Source organism: Exiguobacterium sp. s140, assembly GCF_018617035.1.
In the GTDB taxonomy this organism is placed as follows: domain Bacteria; phylum Bacillota; class Bacilli; order Exiguobacteriales; family Exiguobacteriaceae; genus Exiguobacterium; species Exiguobacterium profundum.
Window position 1 is genome coordinate 379,201 of sequence record NZ_JACSJK010000002.1, and the last position, 17,947, is coordinate 397,147.

The window sequence follows — 17,947 nt, forward strand, 5'->3', positions numbered from 1 at the left end:
TGCTGTCTGCCGAAGATTAAGATACCCTAATTGGTATGAAAACTCAAGGGAAGCAGTCAACATTTGAAAAATGAATAAAAATTCAGAGGTTTTGGGACTATCGTCACTCATTGTTATATAAAAATAGAATGAGCACTTTCTTTGTGAAAGCGGTTAATAAGGGCGAAGGAGGTGAGACAGATGGCAGCATATCGAGAAACAGCGACGATACTTTATTTGGATACCCGGCGACAACTCGACGGCAAAGAGAAAAAGCAACTCGTTCGCTATGGACCGCTTGGAAGTCGGATGGATGAGGCACGGATGAAACAGTTTGGTGACTTGATCAAGGCACTGATTGATGTGGAATCCGCCAACTACATCGTGGCCCAAGAATTTCTAGTGTATTAACAGGGAGGACTTATGAAGAACCGCACTCGTCCCGCCGCCGATCCTCGGCACGATGAGCAGGTGGTCACATGAGTTGGCCCGAACTCATCTCCAATCTGGGGTTCCCCATCGTCGTCTCACTCTATTTGCTTCATCGGATTGAGACGAAGCTCGATCGCATGATCCAGCTGCTCGAACGAATGGATACCTCGACCGTATCAGAAACCTAATTCCCTATTGAAAGGAGCCATCCCCCCATGGCTGTCTTAACAGAGAAGAAAGCAACGTTCGTGTTGACGACGCATCATGACGTACAAACAGCAAAACCGACGAAAAAAGCACAACGGTTCGGTCCGATTCGTGCCGACCTGACGGCAGATACGATTGACGCGTTCGGTCGTCTCTTGATCGACCTCGTCATTCAAGAGGAAGCAGACCTCGGCATCGTCCGTGAATACGATTTAGTCTAACCCATACACTAAGGAGGAGAATCACCCATGACTGACACAAAACTTGAAATCTCATTTTTAGATGCATTCCATAAGGTCGTACGCTTCCGCTTGAACAACGTGAAACAACCGGTCGACGCCCAAAAAGTAGAAGCGCTTGCTGACTTCATGGTTGCCAACGATCCGCTCGCGAAGAATGTGATGGAGTGGACCGAAATCAAGATGATTGAAGGTACGCAGACGGTATTGAGTGAGAAATAATCGATGGAAAGGTGACTCTTGCAGTTTGAGTCACCTTTTTTTAAGTTTGGTCAATCCTCTTCATTATTTTCTGAAAATTGTCGATAGTATAGGAAACACTGCATGATTGAGAGGGGAATACATAGATGGCATGGAAATCAACATGGTCTAAAGCACTGAACCGGATCAAACGAAAACCGACATTGACGTGGAAACCGACACTCAAGTGGAAACGCGGAGAGAAGCGTGAACGCACGAGATCTTTCGGGGCGAACATCGGGAAGAATTTAACGATTCGTCAAAAATTATGGGGGCTCGTCATCGTATCGCTCGTCATGGTCATTGGCGTCGGTGGTTACGCACTGTTTTCAATGAATGACGCGAACCGTCAAGCGGACGATATCGTCAACAATTGGAATAAAGGGCTCGATTACGCGCACAAACTCAATACGCTCGCTGCGAACTACCGCACGCTCGAACTCGATCACATCGTGACGGAGGATGCGGCACAAAAAGAAGAGCTCATGACACGGATGAAAGAGATTCGTGACGAGATCAACACGATCGCACCGAAATACGAAGGGCGTGCAGTGAATGCGGAAGACAAGGAACTCTTTACGAATTTCTCGCGTCAATGGGAGATGTACCAACGCGTCTCGGACAACATGTTGACGTTCAGCTCGACCGGCAGCACTGGGATGGCTCGCTCATACTATGATGCACAGTCCAAATCTACATATGACAACTTCACACAAAAACTAGCAGATCTGGTCGCCTACAACTCAGAAGGCTCGCAACGTGTCGGTCAGGACATGGAGCGTGACTTCATGCAGTCTCTCATGGCGTTGATCGCCGTGACGGTCGGGGCCGTGGTGATTCTCTTGTTCCTCGGATTCAGCCTGTTACGCTCGATCATTCGACCGATGCAAACGCTCCAGACACGCTTTGATGAACTCGCGACACAAGGTGGGGATTTGACGATGACGATTCCCGTCACGTCGAACGACGAGATCGCACAAGTCAGTCGTTCGTTCAACACGTTCCTCGCCACACTTCGTGAGATTATGATCGATGTCGATGAGACGGCGAAAGTCGTCCTCTCGTCTTCAAAAGATGTATCCGCTGAAGTGACGCGACTCAGCCACTATATGGAAGAGACGTCGGGTACGGTCGAAGAATTGACGGCTGGTATGGAAGAAACGGCAGCCTCTTCACAAGAAATGAGCGCCTCGACGACCGAGATGGGTAGCTCGATTGACTCGATTGTCGATCTATCAAACGAGAGTGCCGATACGGCGAATCGAGTCGAGACACGAGCACACGAGATGCGGGAGCAAGCTGTCGTCTCGAAAACAGAAGCAGTGGCAATTATCGAGAAGAAACAAGTCGAGCTCGCAGAAGCCATCAAAGGGGCCAAGTCGGTTGAAGAGATTCGCGTCTTGACGACAGCTATTCTTGCGATCGCCGACCAGACGAACTTGCTCGCCTTGAACGCATCGATTGAAGCGGCACGGGCAGGGGAAGCGGGTCGCGGATTCGCGGTCGTCGCATCCGAGATTCGCAAACTGGCGGAAAACTCACGTCAGACGGTCAACGAGATTCGTGACGTGTCAAACACGGTCATCGATTCGGTCGAACGACTCAACACGAGTTCGGCAGACATGTTGACGTTCCTCAATACGAAAGTCATGGCTGACTACGATCGTCTCGAAGATGCCGCAACGCAATACGAACAGGATGCAACAGTATTCGGTGAGACGGCGAAGACGTTCGAAGGTAACGCGCTTCAACTTCGCCATATGACGGACAACATTCTTGGGGTCATTCAAGAAGTAGCGACGACCGTGACAGAAGGCGCGGACGGTACGCAGTCCATCTCAGAGAAAGTCCAACTTTCGGTCGAGCGTTTCAACGACGTTCAGGCGAAGATGGGCGAAACGGAAAAACGGGCGACCGAACTCTCGAATCGCGTGGCGCAATTCAAACTATAAGCAAGTCTCAGAACCAGGCAGATGTCTGGTTCTTTTTTGTGCCCAGTACAAAAAATAAAAAGATAGGTCAATACGTAAATGAATTTCAAATTGTTGGTACAAATAAGGCTGTTGTATCCGATAAAGAAAAAGGCAATACATAAAAATAAAGAGAAATAGAGGTGGAAGAGGAGAGGTCTCCTCGTAGTACGTGAAAAAGATACGGAACACATGGACGTTATCAAGAAAAATCATGACGAGTATCGGTTTGATTCTAATTTTGACAATCGTTGGAATGGGATACAATCTGTGGACGCTCGACCGGATGACGAGTCAATATGAACACATGATTTCAAACGATGTCATGAAGATGAAAGCGGCAGACGACTTGGCGCTCGGGATGGTGCGCCAGGCGTATGGGGTCCGCGGGTATGTGCTTCTACAGGATGATGAGCGCAAACAACAAATCAGCCGGGGCGGAGAAGAGAAGAAAGCCGCCATCGAATCGTTGATCGAACTCGCGGACAACGAGTCCGAACGAAAAGAATTTGAATCGTTACTCGAATATGCGACTGGATATGACGAGTTGGCGACTCAAGCCATCACGGCAATCGACTCAAAAGATCAAGAAGCGATTGATCGTTTGACACTACGTCTCATGCCAGACGTGACGAAATCGATCGCATCGACCGGAGACGCATTGCAGGCCGAGACGGAAGAGAAGATGTTGGCGATGCAGATGGAGCTCCAAGAAGCGAGTCAGCGTGCCTTCTGGTACTCGGTCTTCATCGCCATCGTCAGTTTCGTCCTGACGATGGGGGCCGGGTATGCCATCAGCCACATGGTGACAGCACCGCTCCGTTTCTTAGCAAAAGAAGTGGACGTGGTGGCGGAAGGTGATTTGACACGTGAGGACCTTCAGGCGCGCACACAAGATGAAATCGGACAATTGATGACCGGCTTCAACCGCATGAAAGGCAACTTGCGTGAACTGATTGACCGCGTCACCCAAAACGCACAGGAAATCACAGCACAATCGGAAGAACTGTATGCGAGTACGGAAGAGATGGCGTCACAGACGGAGGAAACGACACGTCTCATCGACCGAGTCGTGGAAGAAACGGTCGCGCAGGCGAAAGAAGCGACTGGAACATCTCAAGCGGTGGCTGTTGCCGATGAAGGCATCGGTCGTATCGCTGGATCGATTGGCTCGATTGACGATGATGTGTCACAGAGTTTGATGCTCGCCGAAGAAGGTGGTGCGACGATGGCTCAGGCGAAAGACGAGGTGCTCGCACTGGAGCGGGAGACACGTCTGACGGGAGAATCGATTTCGGCATTGAAGCAACAGTCTGACGAGATCGCCCTTATCACCGAGGTCATTCAATCGATCACCGACCAGACAAACTTGTTGGCATTGAACGCGGCCATCGAAGCGGCACGTGCCGGTGAGCAAGGAAAAGGGTTTGCCGTCGTTGCAGAAGAAGTGCGTAAACTTGCCGAGCAGTCGAAGCAGTCGGCGACACAGATCGCCGGGTTGATCGAGTCGATTCAGACACAGTCGAACGCCGTTCTCGACCAACACGTCGTCAGTGCGAAACGCGTCGAGACGAACACGTTGTTGCTCGAACGAGCGACACGTGCGTTCGAACAGATTGTCAGTCAGCTCGAGACATCAGTCGATAATACGTCACATATCCGCATCGCCTCGCATGAGATTGCGGAGACGACGAAACAAGTCGCGACGTCCTCTCTTCAAATGTCACAAGACAGTGAAGGGATGGCCGACACAATGCGTACGGTCGGTGAGACGGCTGACGCCCAACTCGCGATGATCCAAGAATTGAACGGGGTCGCTGAATCACTCGGCAATATGACGAGTGACCTGCAGACACTGATTGGTCGATTCACGACATAAGTTGAAAGCCCTGTCTCCTTGGAGTCAGGGCTTTTCGTTCACATCGGAACGATTCGCGATGAAGAAAGTGGGGAATCAACAACAAGGTAAACGACAAAAAGGAGTGGATTATATGAAGTATACGGTCATTACAGGAGCTAGTTCAGGAATCGGCTATGAGACAGCGAAGCTACTCGCCGAAAAAGGCAAGTCGCTTGTGCTCGTCGCAAGACGGAAAGAAGAGCTTGAGTCGCTACGTGATGAGATCAAATCCATCTCGCCGGATAGTGATGTCATCATCAAATCGACCGACCTATCATATAGCGAAAACGTGTATGGTCTCTATGAATCGCTCGCGGACCTCGATATCGAAACGTGGATCAACAACGCCGGATTCGGGGATGCGGATCTCATCAAAGATGTCGACCTCGGTAAAATCGAGAACATGATTCGTCTGAATATCGAAGCGCTCACCGTCTTATCGAGTCTATACGTCCGAGATTATCATGACGTCGAAGGGGCGCAACTGTTGAACGTGTCGTCTGTCGGGGGCTATCGGATCGTCCCGAACTCGGTCACGTATTGTGCGACGAAGTTCTTCGTGAGTGCGTATACGGAAGGGCTCGCGCAAGAGTTGAAGCAGAGTGATGCCAAGCTTCGGGCGAAAGTACTCGCACCGGCTGCAACCGAAACGAGTTTCGCCGACCGGGCTCGCGATACGGAAGGGTTCGACTATAGCGAGAACGTCGCAAAGTATCACACGGCGCGCGAGATGGCAGAATTCCTATGGGAGTTACTTGAAGGCGACGAAGTCGTCGGGATTGTCGATCCGGAGGACTACTCGTTCAGCCTGCGCGGACCGATTAAACCGTATGCCGGATAAACAAAAGCATCACGCCGCGCTGAACTGCTCCCCGTCAAGTAGACAGGGCTCAAGCCGTTTAGTCGTTTCTGGAAACGATCGTGGTTGTAGAACGATATGTAGGTCTCGATGGCCGATGTGAGTTCGCTATATGCTTGGAACTCACGCAAGTAGTACATCTCCACTTTCAAGGTGCCCCAAAAACTCTCGATCGGCGCATTGTCGATGCAACGTCCGACCCGGGACATGCTTCGGGTCATTCCCGCGTCTTCTACCATCCGTTTGAACCCTCTCGAGGTATATTGGAACCCTTGGTCGCTATGGATCATCGGACGTGCTCCTGTACGGATCCCCGCGATGGCTGGCATCATCGTATGGAACACGAGCCCGTTGTTGTTGGACCTCCCGATGCGATAGGCGACGATTGAGCCGTCATACAGGTCGATGATCGCGCTCAGGTAGGCCTTCTTCCCGGCGCCGTATTTGAACTCGGTGACGTCGGTGCACCATTTCTCGTCTGGCCGGGATGCACTGAATTCTCGGTTCATCAGGTTCTCGGCCACATGTTGTGGCGTTGATTTCTTATGTCTCTTCCGCTTCCGGCGGATGATCGATTGGATCCCATGGATATGCATCAAGCGATAGATCCGCTTTTCATTGAACGGGGACAGGCTCTGTTGCCGGCGCAGCCGATTGATGGTCATCGTGATCCGACGGTACCCGTATGTGCCGTTCGCCTGGTCATAGAGTAGACGAATGTCCTCCAGAAGCTTCTCGTTCTCTTCTTGACGCACCGGTATGGTACGATTCAACCATTTGTAATAGGCCGCCCGTGAGATGTCGGCGACTCGACAGAGGAGCACGATCGAAAGGGCCTCCTCTTCGTTCAATTCTTTGATGGCGATATATCGTTGCTGTAGCCGTACCTGGCTGATCACGACTTCCTCTCGATCTCCTCCAACTTTTTTAGAAACAAGATGTCCGCACGAAGAAGTTCGTTCTCAAGTTCCATTTGCTGGATACGGCGCTTAAGCTTCTCTTCTTCCATCATGCGCAGCGCACTCAATTTTTGTTCGATCGTATGCCGACTTCTCGCCATAAAAAAACACTCCCCAATAGATAAACAGATTTTTTATTTCATCTGTCTACCTATTGGGGAGCATATCAGTATCGATACCAGGTCGCAGCTTAGGTCTACCCTTTTTTCTTTTTTACTGTCTACTTGACGGGGAGCAGTTCAAAAACCCCTGGGGTTGATTTTTGTTCATTTAACTCTTCGCCTGCCTCAAGTACCGCGGATAGAATACGAGCGCTGTGACGATACAAATTGTTCCGAAAACCACAAGAATTGCTAGAGATGCCCAAACATCTAGTAGAGTACCTTGCTCCAAGAGCACGGTCTTGTAGCCTTCCAGTGCCCAGTAATGTGGTAGGAACCTCGCAATGTTCTGCATCACCTCCGGCATAAATTCAACGGGCATCCAGAGACCACCGAGCATTGCACCACCGAGAGCAATGACTTGCGTGAGAGCAATTCCCATGTTTTCCGTCTTGGCGAGCACTGCCATCGCCATTCCACAGCCTGTCGCAACAAATGCCAGGCCGACAGAGAGTACAGCGAGCGCCACCGGGTCGCCGAGAGGAAGGTCATAGACAACTACACCAAACCCGAACAGCACGATGATCTGTAACAAGACCACTGCGACGAACGGCAACCATTTGCCAAGGAAATACTCCATCCGCGACAATGGTGTACTGGCCATACGCGCCGTCATGCCACTGTCGCGATCTTTGATAAACGCGATGACGATGGAAATCATGATGTAGAACGAGAACATGACTGTATACCCCGGCACGATCTGGACGACAAGTTGCTCGGGCTCTGCACCCATGCTCTCTCCGAATATCGTGATAAAGCCGACGATGAAGATGATGGGTAACAGAAATGTCCAAAACCATAGTCCCTTATCCTGTGTCTTCTTTTTCAGCTCTAGTAAGGCAATCGCGTTCATTGCACTCCCTCCTGTCTCGTGTCGCGTAAATGCGTGCCAGTCAGCTTGAAGAAGATGTCCTCGAGCTTCGCTTGACTGAGTTCAAGGCGTTCCGGAATGATGCCCTCAGCGGCAAACTGTTTGGCGATCCGCTCCAGAAGACGTAAAGGTTCTGCACTCTCAATCACAAACCCCTTATCCCGCGCAGTCACACCCTCGTATCCGTTTAACCCTTCTCGCGTCACGGACGGACCTTCCAAATAGATGGCCGCGTGTCGGTGTTTGGCGAGAACCTCTTGCATGGTTCCGTATTCGACGACGTTTCCTTGGTCTATAAACCCTATCGTGTCACACAACTGCTCCACTTCTTCCATGTAATGACTGGAATAAAGAATCGTCTTGTCCTGCCTTTTCAAGTCATGAATCAATTCGAAGATGGCCCAACGTGACTGAGGATCGACGCCTACTGTCGGCTCGTCGAGTACAATGATGTCCGGATCATGAAGTAAGGCACATCCGATATTCAATCGCCTCTTCATCCCTCCAGAGAAGGTGCGGACAAGGGATTTTTCTCGATCAGCTAAACCGATTAGTGCGAGTACCTGTTGTATGCGTTCTTGAAGCTTAGAACCCTTCAACCCATACAGCCTTCCGAAGAACAGCAAGTTATCACGCGCCGTCAACGTCTCTTCTAAACAGATGTCTTGCGGGACGTAACCGATGCGCCGTTTAATGGCTGTGACATTCTGTTTAAATGGTGCTCCTTGCACAAGGACATCTCCTTCATAGTCTTCCACCACACCGACTAAAATCTTCATGAGCGTCGACTTTCCTGCTCCGTTCGGGCCGACCAAACCGAAGCAGCTTCCCCTCGGTATATCGAGGTTTACTGAGTCAAGCGCTTGCCGTTTGTCATAGTTCTTGCGGACGCCTTGAATCTCGATCATATTTGTTCCCTCCCTTTATTTTCGTTGTTGCAAGGATTCATTCATGCGCTTTTCCATTTGCTTAAAGTACGTAAACCAGCCGAGCCAGTTGAGGATGTAGGTGATTGTGAAAAATAAAAATCCAATGGCAAGTGAACGTGGTGTGAGTGGAACCCAACCTGTGAGCCAAGTAAAGACAGGAAACAGCACAATCAGCGACGTTACATAATGAAACAAGGTCTGCTTCAACATGCTCCATTCGTCTCTTTCGAATAATAAAGCGCTTATGCTAAAGTACGCACCGATCAACATGCTGCCGAGTAAGTTCAGAGCAATCAGGTGAGAAGAAACGGTATCTTCGGGATTATTCAGTACAACAAGCGCAATGAGCGTCACCACAGCCCCTACACCAAATCCACCAAACATACGGACAATCAATTTACTCACCACGGCCGCCACCTCCTTCCACTAATTGCTTGCGCAGATGCTGCACATAGCTTCGTGTGACGTATTCTTTATTACCGGATTTAAAAAAGACACACAGATTTCCGTTGAACGATAGTTCGAATCTGTCAATCCGGTCCATGTTGCCGATGACCGATTTGGAGAAGCGAATAAAGCTGTAGTTGGTCAAGAATTCTTCTAGTTCATATAGTTTGAGCTTCAACTCTAGCGCTTTCGTCTGCATCTGCGCGTACACCTTTCGATTTGCCGAATAGACATAGTCAATCTCACTCGGCTGCAAGATCACAGACCCCTCGCCGTCTACAGCTACAAGTCGCTTCGGTGAACCTTCTGATTTATCGAGTTCCTTCAGATGCCGCACAATCGCCTCTACTTCTTCGGTCCACTCGCTTGCCTGGATGGTCACCATGGGAGTGTCTTCGTGGGCCGGGTCAATATCAATTTTGATTTTCATGGAGGCCTCCTTCTCTTCTTTTACAGTATGTTAGAAAAAGTCACAATTGGTGTATGTTTATGTATGAGTTGCAAAAACGGGAGCCTGACATGCACAATTTGTTGCATGAACGCCCCTCCTCTTGTCATAGCTCGATCCATTCCTTTTCTCGAATCTGTTAACTCGCTATGACTAGTATACTTCTTAATCCATTTACGAAGAACAGACCAATCACTGATCTAATACTTGGAGAGTACCTCCATTCTAGTGAACCCATCGAGATAGTCGCGGACGGCCGCGATTTTCAGTTCCTTGGTGTAAGATTTCCATGCCTTCGATTCCTTCAACGCATCGATCCCACCGGTATCGAATTTCACTTTCCACACCTGGAGGGTGTGCCTAGAGCCCCCATGAGCCCCCATGATTTCCTTCCAAGTATATGTTTCTTCTTCCATCATGCGCAGCGCACTCAATTTTTGTTCGATCGTATGCCGACTTCTCGCCATAAAAAACACTCCCCAATAGATAAACAGATTTTTTATTTCATCTGTCTACCTATTGGGGAGCATATCACGCTGGCGTGATGTTTTTTCATGACGTCGGTACAGAGTAACCACCCGTGAAGCGGTGTGTCAGGCGACGTGTCCAGTAACGCAACCGAAGGCGCCACACATAGAGCTGCGACGTGTTCGGAAGAATGACGTTGTCGACGTATTCCGCGAACATGTGACGGAACATCCGCTCTTCACTGCGGTCATAAGTCGCACTCCACATCCCGTGATTCTCGACTTCTAGGAGCATCCAAATCATCTCGTCGGTAAGCGGGTCATCGTCCTTCAACTCGGCCGTCAGTGCAGCGAAACGATGGCTACACATAGACGCGTATAAGGAATGGGCATGCGGGTCATGCGGATTTAATGTTAAGTAACCGCTCGAAGTCTTCATCAGTTCATCGACCATATCGAGCGGAATGTTGTCATACACTTGGAAAAATTCGAGCAACATCGGGACGGTGTCCGGACCAAATCCGGCAAGTCGGACATAGTTCATGATATGAAGACCGGCCTCGCCATGGAACTTGCGGTCGAAGTAGTGGACGGCAAGGGCGCGATGCATGATCGGGACGTCCGGATAGCGTTCGACGCCACGGAGAAAGTGTTGTTCCGCTTCGAACGTGAACCCGGTGTCTTCACTGACGAACCCTTTCAACATATGAAGAATGTAGTGATCGCCGAGCGCGCTCGCTTTGTCGAGCCACGGTTTGGCCGAATCAGTGTCACCTTCTCGAATGTATGGATAAGCGCGCATCGCCGGGAAGAATGGGTCATCCGGGAATGCGGTCTCGCCACGTGTTGCCATGTCATTGATGGCTTCAGCGTTATAAGCTTCTGTTAATTCTGCGAGGAGCATCATCTCAAGGAACGTGCGCTGGAATTCTGGGGTGTGTAAATCGATCGTTTGTGTCATAGGGTGTCCTCCTCACAAGTACTGGTGTCGCTCTATTATACTTGTTCTTGTAACAGGCGAGTAGCATCTTTTTTGACACTCCAACGATTAAAACCGTGGGATTCTGAAGTGCTTGTGCGAGCGCAGTCCATTTCTGTTTTGCTCAAACCTCCAGATGAGGGTGTGCCATCACCCCTCCTGAGACAGATCATATAGATTCTCAGGCTGGTGGACTGTTACCATCCACCACAGGTCGTTGCAGGTGTGTCCATCTGATGTTTTAGCGTCTTTTGCATGACGACAGGCATCGTTTTACCGGTCATATGTTTTCATGACCGAACCGTATACGATTTTCAAGGGGCGATGGACACAGGCGTTTTAGAGACTTGTTCTTGTCTATGGGATAAGTATACCCGAACGTCGGATGTTTTCACATCCGAACTCACTCTCATCCCATGCCTAAAGGCGGGCTATGTCCGATATGGGCTTTCCCGTTCGTAAAATCTTGTAAAAACGGGAAATAGAAAGGTAGGACTGGAAAGGAGGGGGAAGGCATGGCGACGTTCACTGGATATGTCGCAGAGGTGATGGAGGAAAAAATCCGCGTCACGCCGACGCGGGAAGCGGAACCGTTTGATGGCATCGTGTTTCATGTAGCGAGACCTCTTTTGGACGAGACACCGCTTCTCGTCGGACAACAGGTTCGAGTCGAGCATGATGAACGATTGACACGCTCCTTGCCGCCACAAACAACGGCATATCGAATCGTTGTGTTATGATGAGGACGAGGTGAATGACATGGGACAACGGAACTTTCTATGGCTCGGAGCCGTCGTCGGCTTCAGTGCCCTCGTCGTCTGGTTGTTGCAAGATGCGCTCCCGTTCTGGGCGCTGTCGATTCTGCTTCTGGCATTAGGAGCGGTGCTCGGCAATCTCCAACGACGCTTCACACGTGACGAATAACGAGCACTCCATCAATCAGATGGGGTGCTCGTGTCGTTTTCCTCTTCAATCGGTTCTTCTGAATCTTCTTCGACGATGTCTTCTTCGACGATGGAGTCCTCATCCCCGTCTGCTTCGAGCGTCGTCGGTTCTTCTGGCTTCGTTGGCTCTTCCGGTTCGGTCGGTTCCTCCGGCTCCGTCACCGGGGGATCGTCTTCAATCGGCTCTTCCGTTTCCGGTGGGTCCGTCGGTTCCTCTGGTTCACTTGGCGGTTCCGCAGGCTCTTCCGGCGTCACTTCCGGTGTCGTCGGTTCGGGCTCTTCCACAACTTCCTCTTCGACTTCTTCCTCGACCGGCGCCTCCGGTTCAGTGGCCGGTGGGATTTCAGGTTGCGCCTCGGGAATAGGGGGTGCTTCCGGAACGACGACCGGTTCTTCTGTCAAATCTGGTTTGATCGGTTCGACCGGTGCGAGTTCGATAGGTGGCGGTGCCGGTGCATCTTTTGCGATGAACGTCCGGATGTCTTGCTCAAATAGTGCGGTCGGCAAGGCGATTCCTCGCAAATGGATGGCGACGACTCGCCCGGATGCTGAAAGGAGTGGACTGCCATACGCATGACGAGGTAATTCAAAGTTTCGGCTATAGCCGTTCTCGGCGAATGTGACCGTTCCGTTGATTCGTTCTTGCATCGTCAATGTGATCAACGTCTCATCCTCTGCTGCAATCGCTTGCGTGAGGGTGTACGGTGTGTTCTCCGTCTCTTCGATTCGAATGACAGCGATGAGCTTCGTCCGACCGACGACGGTACCGGAGACGGCCTGCCCTTCATGGTACATGATGATATTCGTCAATCCAGCCACATTCGAGGCCGCTGTGACGACATCGCGTGAACTCACCAAAAATCCCGTCCCGTAACTGACGGTGAAGAGGCTATCTTGTAGTGCGGCGAAGTCGACCGGTGTCGCTTCGTCAGCGGAGACCGTATCTTCCCCAATCGGCAAGTTGACCTGATCGGCGAGCGAGTCGGTCGAACGTAGCATGTCCGTGAAATAGGCGTTTCCAATGAAGGTGACAAAGGCAATGAGTGCGATAGCGAATGGGGTGGCAAATAACCAAATCGTGCGACGTGAGCGGCGGCCACACGTCGGACAGACCGTTTTCGATCGTGTCTTCTTTCCGCAGTGGGGACAAGTCACAGGGGCACCTTCTTTCCATAAAGTTCGATGCTATGCTTATTCCTTCATTTGGAAAGAGGTAAACAAATATTTTGGAGGGGTCACACATTTTAAGTCACATGATAAAATCTTCAAAAGATGTAGGGGGAAATCCAATGAAATTCATCATCTTATTTGGTCCGCAAGCCGTCGGCAAGATGACGGTCGGGCAGGCGCTCGCCGACAAAACCGGACTGAAATTATTCCATAACCACATGACGATCGACCTCGTCGGACCGTTCTTCAATTACGGGACGCCGGAAGGGAAGCGACTCGTCCAACACTTTCGTCAAGAACTGTTCGAATCGGTCGCCAAGAGTGATCTACCCGGCATGATTTTCACGTTCGTCTGGGCGTTTGACATGCAGGAGGACTGGGATTACGTGAAGAAAGTGACGGATTTGTTCGAGTCACACGGGGCGGACATCTATTACGTCGAGCTCGAGGCCGAGATGGAAGAGCGCCTCGCGCGCAATACGACGGAGAACCGTCTTGCCCATAAACCGTCGAAGCGTGACATCGCCTGGTCCGAGGCAGAACTGAAGCAGACGGCGACGATGTATCGATTGAACTCACGTCCGGGAGAATTAGACGTCGAGCACTATCTTCGGATCGATAACACGAACTTAAGTCCGGAAGAGACGGCGGCGCAGATTCAACAAGCATTCGACCTATGAAAAAGCGGGTCCCCGTGAAAGGGAACCCGCTTTTGTCATGCCCACCAATCGGGGCGTTCATAGTCGACCAACACCTGTTTTTCGAGGAGGCGTGGCTCGAGGTAAGACGTGACGCTCGGAAGACAATCATCGAGGTCGGCCGGATGGACCATCACTTCGATGGATCCACCTGGTTCGATGGCGTCGAGCGTCGCATGGGAGACACCGTCCGCATAGAACTGATCACTGAACCGTTCGGTCACCCACAAGTCTCGGCGTGACCCGAGCGTCGTTAAGGCCCGAAACGTCGTGTCATATTCTTCAGCGAGACGAATGATGATGTCGTGCAGAACCGGCCAACCGTGAATGTGATGGTGGCTGTCGAGATGGTCGAGCGGAAGTCCGGTCGCAAGGAACGCCTCGATTTGGGCTTTCCACTCGAGATAGACGAGCTCCGGGTCAGGTGAGTCTTCAGTCAAGAAACGGCTTGTGTAGCGGAACGTGCCGTCTTCTTTCGTGAGAGGGGCGCTCGTGTCGGCGAGCGGTTTGCCCCAAGATAAGACGAGATGGACCCCGACACGGAGCGACGAATGTTGTTTCGCGAGTCTGACCGCTTCCTCGACGGCATACCCGTTCATGATCATCGTCGCCGAATTGACGATTCCATTCAGATGACTCTCCAAGGTGCCGGCGTTCACACCTGTCGTCAATCCGAAATCATCAGCGTTGACGAGGACGAACGTTTTAGGCATTGACGAGACCGAGTGCCTGGTCGAGGACCAGGTCACCTTTCATCATCCCGTACGCCATGTTATCGATGACCGCGACCGGTACGTCGACGGACGACTTGATTTTGCCTTCGAGGTAACGGACTTGAGGGCCGATCAAAATGACGTCGACGTTCGACTGTTCTTTCAAGCGCGACTCGGGGATCGCGTCAATGGATGCGTCGAGTCCGCGTGCGGCAGCTTCTTTCCGCATTTTTTCCACTAAGATTGATGTCGACATTCCTGCCGAGCAGACGAGTAAGATGTTCATGTCGTTTCCTCCAATCGATTCAAACGGGTGATCATGTCAATCATTTCGACGGCGAGCTCTTTCACGGTCATCGCCGTCATGAGGTGGTCTTGTGCGTGGACGAGGAGGACGCTCATGTCGCTCGTCGTCCCCCGTGCCTCTTCTTGTAACAGCTCCGTTTGTAGCTTGTGTGCGTCCAAGAAGGCCGCATCGGCTTCTTTCAACTTTGCCGCCGCTTCGTCCGCTTCACCGCGTTTCGCGGCAGCGATAGCCTCGAATGCAGAGGAGCGTGCATTTCCGGCATGTAAGATAATCATAAACGAGAGTTCTTGGATGGTTTCGGTTTTCACGAAATCTTTTCTCCTTCCTCAGTAGCAGATTTGTTTTTATTGATTTCGGCTGTCATCGCCTTCGCTCCTGCCATGACGAATGGAATATACATCGCTGTCGCAATCGACAAGTTGACGATTTGGAGCAAGACGCCGCGAACGCTACCGCCTGTGACCAAATAGCCGCTAATGATCGGTGGCGTTGTCCAAGGGACGATGGCGACTGTCTTCGGAACCATGCCTGTCGAGAGTGCGACGTACGAGATGATCGTGAGCGTGACCGGCACTAAGATGAACGGTACGAGCATGATCGGGTTCAATACGATCGGAAGACCGAAGATGACCGGTTCGTTGATGTTAAAGAGACTGGCTGGTGTCGACAGTTTGGCCACTTGGTGATACGGGTGATTCCGTTGTTTGCGGACGACGATGAAGATCGCGAGTAAGAGCGCGAACGTCGTACCCGATCCACCCATGAAGACGAACGCATCCAAGAACGGTTTTGTGACCGTGTACGGTACATCAAACGCTGACGTTCCGGCTTGAAAGGCAGCCAAGTTTTGCTCGATGAGCGGGAGATAGACCGGTTCGATGACCGAGCCGATGATGTTCGTCCCGTGAAGCCCGAAGAACCAAAGGATGTGGTTCAAGAAGGCAATCAGTAAGGCAGCCGGGAGTGAGTCACCGAATCCTTGGAGCGGTTCTTGAATCGCTTTGAAGATGACTTCAAATACACTAAGTTCGACGACGAGCGTCATGAAGAGCTGGAATCCTGCGACGACCGTCAAGATGATCATCGATGGGATGAGCGCTTGGAATGAACGTGTGACCCCACCTGGTACACCTTCTGGCATCTTGATCGTCAGTTTCGTATTGATGAGGTAGCGGAACATTTCTGTGACGACAATCGATACGATGATGGCGACGAAGAGACCTTGTGCGCCGAGCCATGCGAAGTTGAGACCCCAGTCAGCAGTGACCGGTACGAGCATGATATACGAGGCGAGCGACAAGATCCCCGCCGCGAGCCCGTCAATCCCGTATGAACGGGCCAAGTTATACCCGATGGAGAAGGCGATCAGGAGCCCGAGTATCGCGAAGGACGCGTTCCAAATGCTACCACCGAGCCCTTGCCAATTACCTTCGCCGAACAGGTTGTTCATCGAACCGACGAAGTCGAGCGAGAGACCACCGATGTTGACGGCTGGGAAGTTGTTGATGAGGACCGCGAGCGACCCGACGATGATGAGTGGCATGACGGAAACGAATCCGTCACGGATGGCGACTAAGTGCCTTTGGGACCCGATACGTCCCGCGATTTCAATAAACTTATTCATGAGTAAACCTCCTTTTTAAATTGGGGTAGGTACGCCTCGTGCGCTGTGAACAGCTCTTTGAGAAGCGGGTCGATCCGTTTCTCGTCCTGGATGAGCGGGTTCATGAGGCAGGCAAGATAGGCGTCCTCGTACGTGCCAGATACAGCCGCTTGGATGGCGAGCTGTTCAAACGTTTTTAAGTTCGTGATGAGCCCACGGATCGGCAGCGGCAACGCGCCGATGGAGATGGGGCGAGGCCCCGACTTCGTGATGACGGCGTTCACTTCGATGACCGCGTCGTCTGGTAAATCCCGAATCGTGCCGTTATTGAGCGTGTTGACCGTCTGGATGTCACCGCGGTCGTTATGGATCGAGTCCATCAAATTGCAGGCAGCGTCAGAATAGTAGGCGCCTCCACGTTTTTCAAGCTCTTCCGGTTTGACGGCGAGATCGACGTCTTTGTATTTCTCGAACAACTGGGCCTCGACTTGTTGCACGACTTCGGCACGGGTGCCGTTTTGTTCGTACGCCTCGAGGTCTTTCTTCAATACATCTTTCGTCTGGAAGTAATACTGATGATACGGGTTCGGTAACATGCCGAGTGACGATAGGAACGATTCGCTCCAACCGAGCCCGACAATGTTCGCCGGCGAGTAGTCGTTGCCTGCGTTGAGCGAGGCGAGGACGTCACTCGTCCGGTCCACACCGTCGACCCATACGTGACGACCGAAGACGAAATGGTTCAATCCGATAAATTCAATCGCGACTCGTTCGACAGGCGTCTCGAGGATCTCAGCGACCGAGTTTCGCATGTTGAACGGGATGTTGCAGACACCGATGACCTTCTTATGAGATGAGTGCTTGAGTACGGCCTCGGTGACGATGCCCGCCGGATTGGTGAAGTTGACGAGCCAGGCGTCCGGACAAATCTCGGCGACTTCGTTTGCCAAGTCGATCAAGACGGGGATGGTACGGAACGCTTTGAATAATCCGCCTGCGCCGTTCGTCTCTTGCCCGATGAAGCCATGCTTGAGCGGGATGCGTTCATCGAGCGCACGTGCCTTGAGTCCACCGACCCGAATCTGTGTGGATACAAAATCTGCGCCGACGAGTGCGGCTCTTCGGTCGAGCGTCCAACTGAGTGTGATCTTGGCCTTTGCCTTCTCAATCATCCGCTTGGCGAGACGACCGACGATCTCTAATTTCTCCCTCCCTTCTTCGATATCGACGAGCACGATCTCCCGAACGGGGAACGTTGCCTGTCGATCAATCAATCCTTCGATGATTTCCGGGGTGTAACTGGACCCACCGCCGATGATGACGACCTTGACTGCCATGGTGCCAACTCCTCCTTTTGAAAGCGATTTCTTTTTGTCGTAACAAATATAACAAATGATACAACTTTCGGCAATATAAAAAATACAA

At 51.4% G+C, this 17,947-nt stretch carries 21 protein-coding genes and 2 pseudogenes; 10 read left to right on the top strand and 13 right to left on the bottom strand.

Features of this window, described 5'->3' with window-relative positions:
• Positions 1 to 180 precede the first annotated feature (180 nt).
• The 7 genes from KNO61_RS10025 to KNO61_RS10055 all read left to right on the top strand — a co-directional run bounded on the left by KNO61_RS10025 (position 181) and on the right by KNO61_RS10055 (position 5,808).
• Positions 181 to 390 carry a hypothetical protein gene (locus KNO61_RS10025; protein ID WP_214873095.1) on the top strand — a complete coding sequence of 70 codons (210 nt, stop codon included), beginning with the start codon at positions 181 to 183 and terminating at the stop codon, positions 388 to 390.
• 68 nt (positions 391 to 458) lie between these two features.
• Entirely contained in the window at positions 459 to 599 is a 141-nt protein-coding gene (locus KNO61_RS10030) for a YvrJ family protein (protein WP_012727209.1), read from the top strand.
• A gap of 27 nt (positions 600 to 626) precedes the next feature.
• Positions 627 to 839: a hypothetical protein gene (locus KNO61_RS10035; RefSeq protein WP_147538794.1), complete on the top strand. Its 213-nt coding sequence runs from the start codon at positions 627 to 629 to the stop codon at positions 837 to 839.
• Positions 840 to 866: 27 nt separating this feature from the next.
• Positions 867 to 1,079: a DUF2922 family protein gene (locus KNO61_RS10040; RefSeq protein WP_031422462.1), complete on the top strand. Its 213-nt coding sequence runs from the start codon at positions 867 to 869 to the stop codon at positions 1,077 to 1,079.
• A 125-nt stretch (positions 1,080 to 1,204) separates the two neighbouring features.
• The gene (locus KNO61_RS10045; protein WP_214873098.1) at positions 1,205 to 3,049 is read left to right on the top strand and encodes a methyl-accepting chemotaxis protein; all 1,845 of its coding nucleotides are present in this window, start codon (positions 1,205 to 1,207) and stop codon (positions 3,047 to 3,049) included.
• Between the two features lie 190 nt (positions 3,050 to 3,239).
• On the top strand, positions 3,240 to 4,946 hold the full coding sequence (locus KNO61_RS17495) for a methyl-accepting chemotaxis protein (RefSeq protein WP_371816600.1): 1,707 nt from the start codon (positions 3,240 to 3,242) through the stop codon (positions 4,944 to 4,946).
• A 112-nt stretch (positions 4,947 to 5,058) separates the two neighbouring features.
• The gene (locus tag KNO61_RS10055; RefSeq protein ID WP_078147538.1) at positions 5,059 to 5,808 is read left to right on the top strand and encodes an SDR family NAD(P)-dependent oxidoreductase; all 750 of its coding nucleotides are present in this window, start codon (positions 5,059 to 5,061) and stop codon (positions 5,806 to 5,808) included.
• Between the two features lie 41 nt (positions 5,809 to 5,849).
• Here KNO61_RS10055 and KNO61_RS10060 read toward each other — a convergent pair.
• From KNO61_RS10060 to KNO61_RS10090, 7 genes and pseudogenes are all read right to left on the bottom strand, one after another.
• Positions 5,850 to 6,832: pseudogene (locus tag KNO61_RS10060) on the bottom strand (IS3 family transposase); the annotation flags it as partial.
• A gap of 223 nt (positions 6,833 to 7,055) precedes the next feature.
• Positions 7,056 to 7,799, bottom strand: coding sequence for an ABC transporter permease (locus KNO61_RS10065; protein WP_214811025.1), 744 nt, complete (start codon positions 7,797 to 7,799; stop codon positions 7,056 to 7,058).
• On the bottom strand, positions 7,796 to 8,725 hold the full coding sequence (locus KNO61_RS10070) for an ABC transporter ATP-binding protein (protein ID WP_078147536.1): 930 nt from the start codon (positions 8,723 to 8,725) through the stop codon (positions 7,796 to 7,798). Before KNO61_RS10070 ends, KNO61_RS10065 begins: the two co-directional genes overlap by 4 nt.
• Positions 8,726 to 8,740: 15 nt before the next feature.
• Complete coding sequence (locus tag KNO61_RS10075) at positions 8,741 to 9,151, bottom strand: DUF3021 domain-containing protein (protein WP_214873100.1); 411 nt, start codon at positions 9,149 to 9,151, stop codon at positions 8,741 to 8,743.
• Positions 9,144 to 9,578 carry a LytTR family DNA-binding domain-containing protein gene (locus tag KNO61_RS10080; protein WP_251030815.1) on the bottom strand — a complete coding sequence of 145 codons (435 nt, stop codon included), beginning with the start codon at positions 9,576 to 9,578 and terminating at the stop codon, positions 9,144 to 9,146. The genes KNO61_RS10075 and KNO61_RS10080 overlap by 8 nt, the downstream gene beginning before the upstream one ends.
• Positions 9,579 to 9,739: 161 nt before the next feature.
• Positions 9,740 to 10,108, bottom strand: a pseudogene (locus KNO61_RS10085) (helix-turn-helix domain-containing protein); the annotation flags it as partial.
• A gap of 85 nt (positions 10,109 to 10,193) precedes the next feature.
• Positions 10,194 to 11,069 (bottom strand): hypothetical protein, encoded by an 876-nt coding sequence (locus tag KNO61_RS10090; RefSeq protein WP_214873104.1) that lies wholly within the window; start codon positions 11,067 to 11,069, stop codon positions 10,194 to 10,196.
• A gap of 533 nt (positions 11,070 to 11,602) precedes the next feature.
• Here KNO61_RS10090 and KNO61_RS10095 point away from each other — a divergent pair.
• The gene (locus KNO61_RS10095) at positions 11,603 to 11,827 is read left to right on the top strand and encodes a hypothetical protein (RefSeq protein WP_078147532.1); all 225 of its coding nucleotides are present in this window, start codon (positions 11,603 to 11,605) and stop codon (positions 11,825 to 11,827) included.
• A 19-nt stretch (positions 11,828 to 11,846) separates the two neighbouring features.
• Positions 11,847 to 12,011 carry a hypothetical protein gene (locus KNO61_RS10100; protein WP_214683581.1) on the top strand — a complete coding sequence of 55 codons (165 nt, stop codon included), beginning with the start codon at positions 11,847 to 11,849 and terminating at the stop codon, positions 12,009 to 12,011.
• Between the two features lie 11 nt (positions 12,012 to 12,022).
• Here KNO61_RS10100 and KNO61_RS10105 read toward each other — a convergent pair whose 3' ends face one another.
• Entirely contained in the window at positions 12,023 to 13,186 is a 1,164-nt protein-coding gene (locus KNO61_RS10105) for a hypothetical protein (protein WP_214687425.1), read from the bottom strand.
• A gap of 134 nt (positions 13,187 to 13,320) precedes the next feature.
• Between KNO61_RS10105 and KNO61_RS10110 the strand changes: the two genes are divergently transcribed.
• A complete protein-coding gene (locus KNO61_RS10110; protein ID WP_078147530.1) occupies positions 13,321 to 13,881 on the top strand; it encodes an AAA family ATPase in 561 nt (186 codons plus the stop codon).
• A 35-nt stretch (positions 13,882 to 13,916) separates the two neighbouring features.
• On the opposite strand, the gene KNO61_RS10115 is transcribed toward KNO61_RS10110, so the two are convergent.
• The 5 genes from KNO61_RS10115 to KNO61_RS10135 are packed head-to-tail and all read right to left on the bottom strand — an operon-like array spanning position 13,917 to position 17,859.
• Entirely contained in the window at positions 13,917 to 14,648 is a 732-nt protein-coding gene (locus tag KNO61_RS10115; RefSeq protein ID WP_240499852.1) for a carbohydrate deacetylase, read from the bottom strand.
• Positions 14,605 to 14,898, bottom strand: coding sequence for a PTS sugar transporter subunit IIB (locus tag KNO61_RS10120; RefSeq protein ID WP_012727190.1), 294 nt, complete (start codon positions 14,896 to 14,898; stop codon positions 14,605 to 14,607). The genes KNO61_RS10115 and KNO61_RS10120 overlap by 44 nt, the downstream gene beginning before the upstream one ends.
• Complete coding sequence (locus KNO61_RS10125) at positions 14,895 to 15,227, bottom strand: PTS sugar transporter subunit IIA (protein WP_084156011.1); 333 nt, start codon at positions 15,225 to 15,227, stop codon at positions 14,895 to 14,897. Before KNO61_RS10125 ends, KNO61_RS10120 begins: the two co-directional genes overlap by 4 nt.
• A complete protein-coding gene (locus KNO61_RS10130) occupies positions 15,224 to 16,543 on the bottom strand; it encodes a PTS sugar transporter subunit IIC (protein ID WP_214873106.1) in 1,320 nt (439 codons plus the stop codon). The genes KNO61_RS10125 and KNO61_RS10130 overlap by 4 nt, the downstream gene beginning before the upstream one ends.
• The gene (locus KNO61_RS10135) at positions 16,540 to 17,859 is read right to left on the bottom strand and encodes a 6-phospho-beta-glucosidase (protein ID WP_214873108.1); all 1,320 of its coding nucleotides are present in this window, start codon (positions 17,857 to 17,859) and stop codon (positions 16,540 to 16,542) included. The genes KNO61_RS10130 and KNO61_RS10135 overlap by 4 nt, the downstream gene beginning before the upstream one ends.
• Positions 17,860 to 17,947: the final 88 nt, after the last annotated feature.

Excerpts from the sequence above, each read along its gene's own strand:
- KNO61_RS10040 (WP_031422462.1), top strand. The coding sequence starts at position 867 with ATGACTGACACAAAACTTGAAATCTCATTTTTAGATGCATTCCATAAG.
- KNO61_RS10090 (WP_214873104.1), bottom strand. The coding sequence starts at position 11,069 with ATGACACAAACGATCGATTTACACACCCCAGAATTCCAGCGCACGTTC.
- KNO61_RS10100 (WP_214683581.1), top strand. The coding sequence starts at position 11,847 with ATGGGACAACGGAACTTTCTATGGCTCGGAGCCGTCGTCGGCTTCAGT.
- KNO61_RS10070 (WP_078147536.1), bottom strand. The coding sequence starts at position 8,725 with ATGATCGAGATTCAAGGCGTCCGCAAGAACTATGACAAACGGCAAGCG.
- KNO61_RS10095 (WP_078147532.1), top strand. The coding sequence starts at position 11,603 with ATGGCGACGTTCACTGGATATGTCGCAGAGGTGATGGAGGAAAAAATC.
- KNO61_RS10130 (WP_214873106.1), bottom strand. The coding sequence starts at position 16,543 with ATGAATAAGTTTATTGAAATCGCGGGACGTATCGGGTCCCAAAGGCAC.
- KNO61_RS10110 (WP_078147530.1), top strand. The coding sequence starts at position 13,321 with ATGAAATTCATCATCTTATTTGGTCCGCAAGCCGTCGGCAAGATGACG.
- KNO61_RS10080 (WP_251030815.1), bottom strand. The coding sequence starts at position 9,578 with ATGGTGACCATCCAGGCAAGCGAGTGGACCGAAGAAGTAGAGGCGATT.
- KNO61_RS10030 (WP_012727209.1), top strand. The coding sequence starts at position 459 with ATGAGTTGGCCCGAACTCATCTCCAATCTGGGGTTCCCCATCGTCGTC.
- KNO61_RS10035 (WP_147538794.1), top strand. The coding sequence starts at position 627 with ATGGCTGTCTTAACAGAGAAGAAAGCAACGTTCGTGTTGACGACGCAT.
- KNO61_RS10055 (WP_078147538.1), top strand. The coding sequence starts at position 5,059 with ATGAAGTATACGGTCATTACAGGAGCTAGTTCAGGAATCGGCTATGAG.
- KNO61_RS10065 (WP_214811025.1), bottom strand. The coding sequence starts at position 7,799 with ATGAACGCGATTGCCTTACTAGAGCTGAAAAAGAAGACACAGGATAAG.
- KNO61_RS10045 (WP_214873098.1), top strand. The coding sequence starts at position 1,205 with ATGGCATGGAAATCAACATGGTCTAAAGCACTGAACCGGATCAAACGA.
- KNO61_RS10120 (WP_012727190.1), bottom strand. The coding sequence starts at position 14,898 with ATGAACATCTTACTCGTCTGCTCGGCAGGAATGTCGACATCAATCTTA.
- KNO61_RS10135 (WP_214873108.1), bottom strand. The coding sequence starts at position 17,859 with ATGGCAGTCAAGGTCGTCATCATCGGCGGTGGGTCCAGTTACACCCCG.
- KNO61_RS10025 (WP_214873095.1), top strand. The coding sequence starts at position 181 with ATGGCAGCATATCGAGAAACAGCGACGATACTTTATTTGGATACCCGG.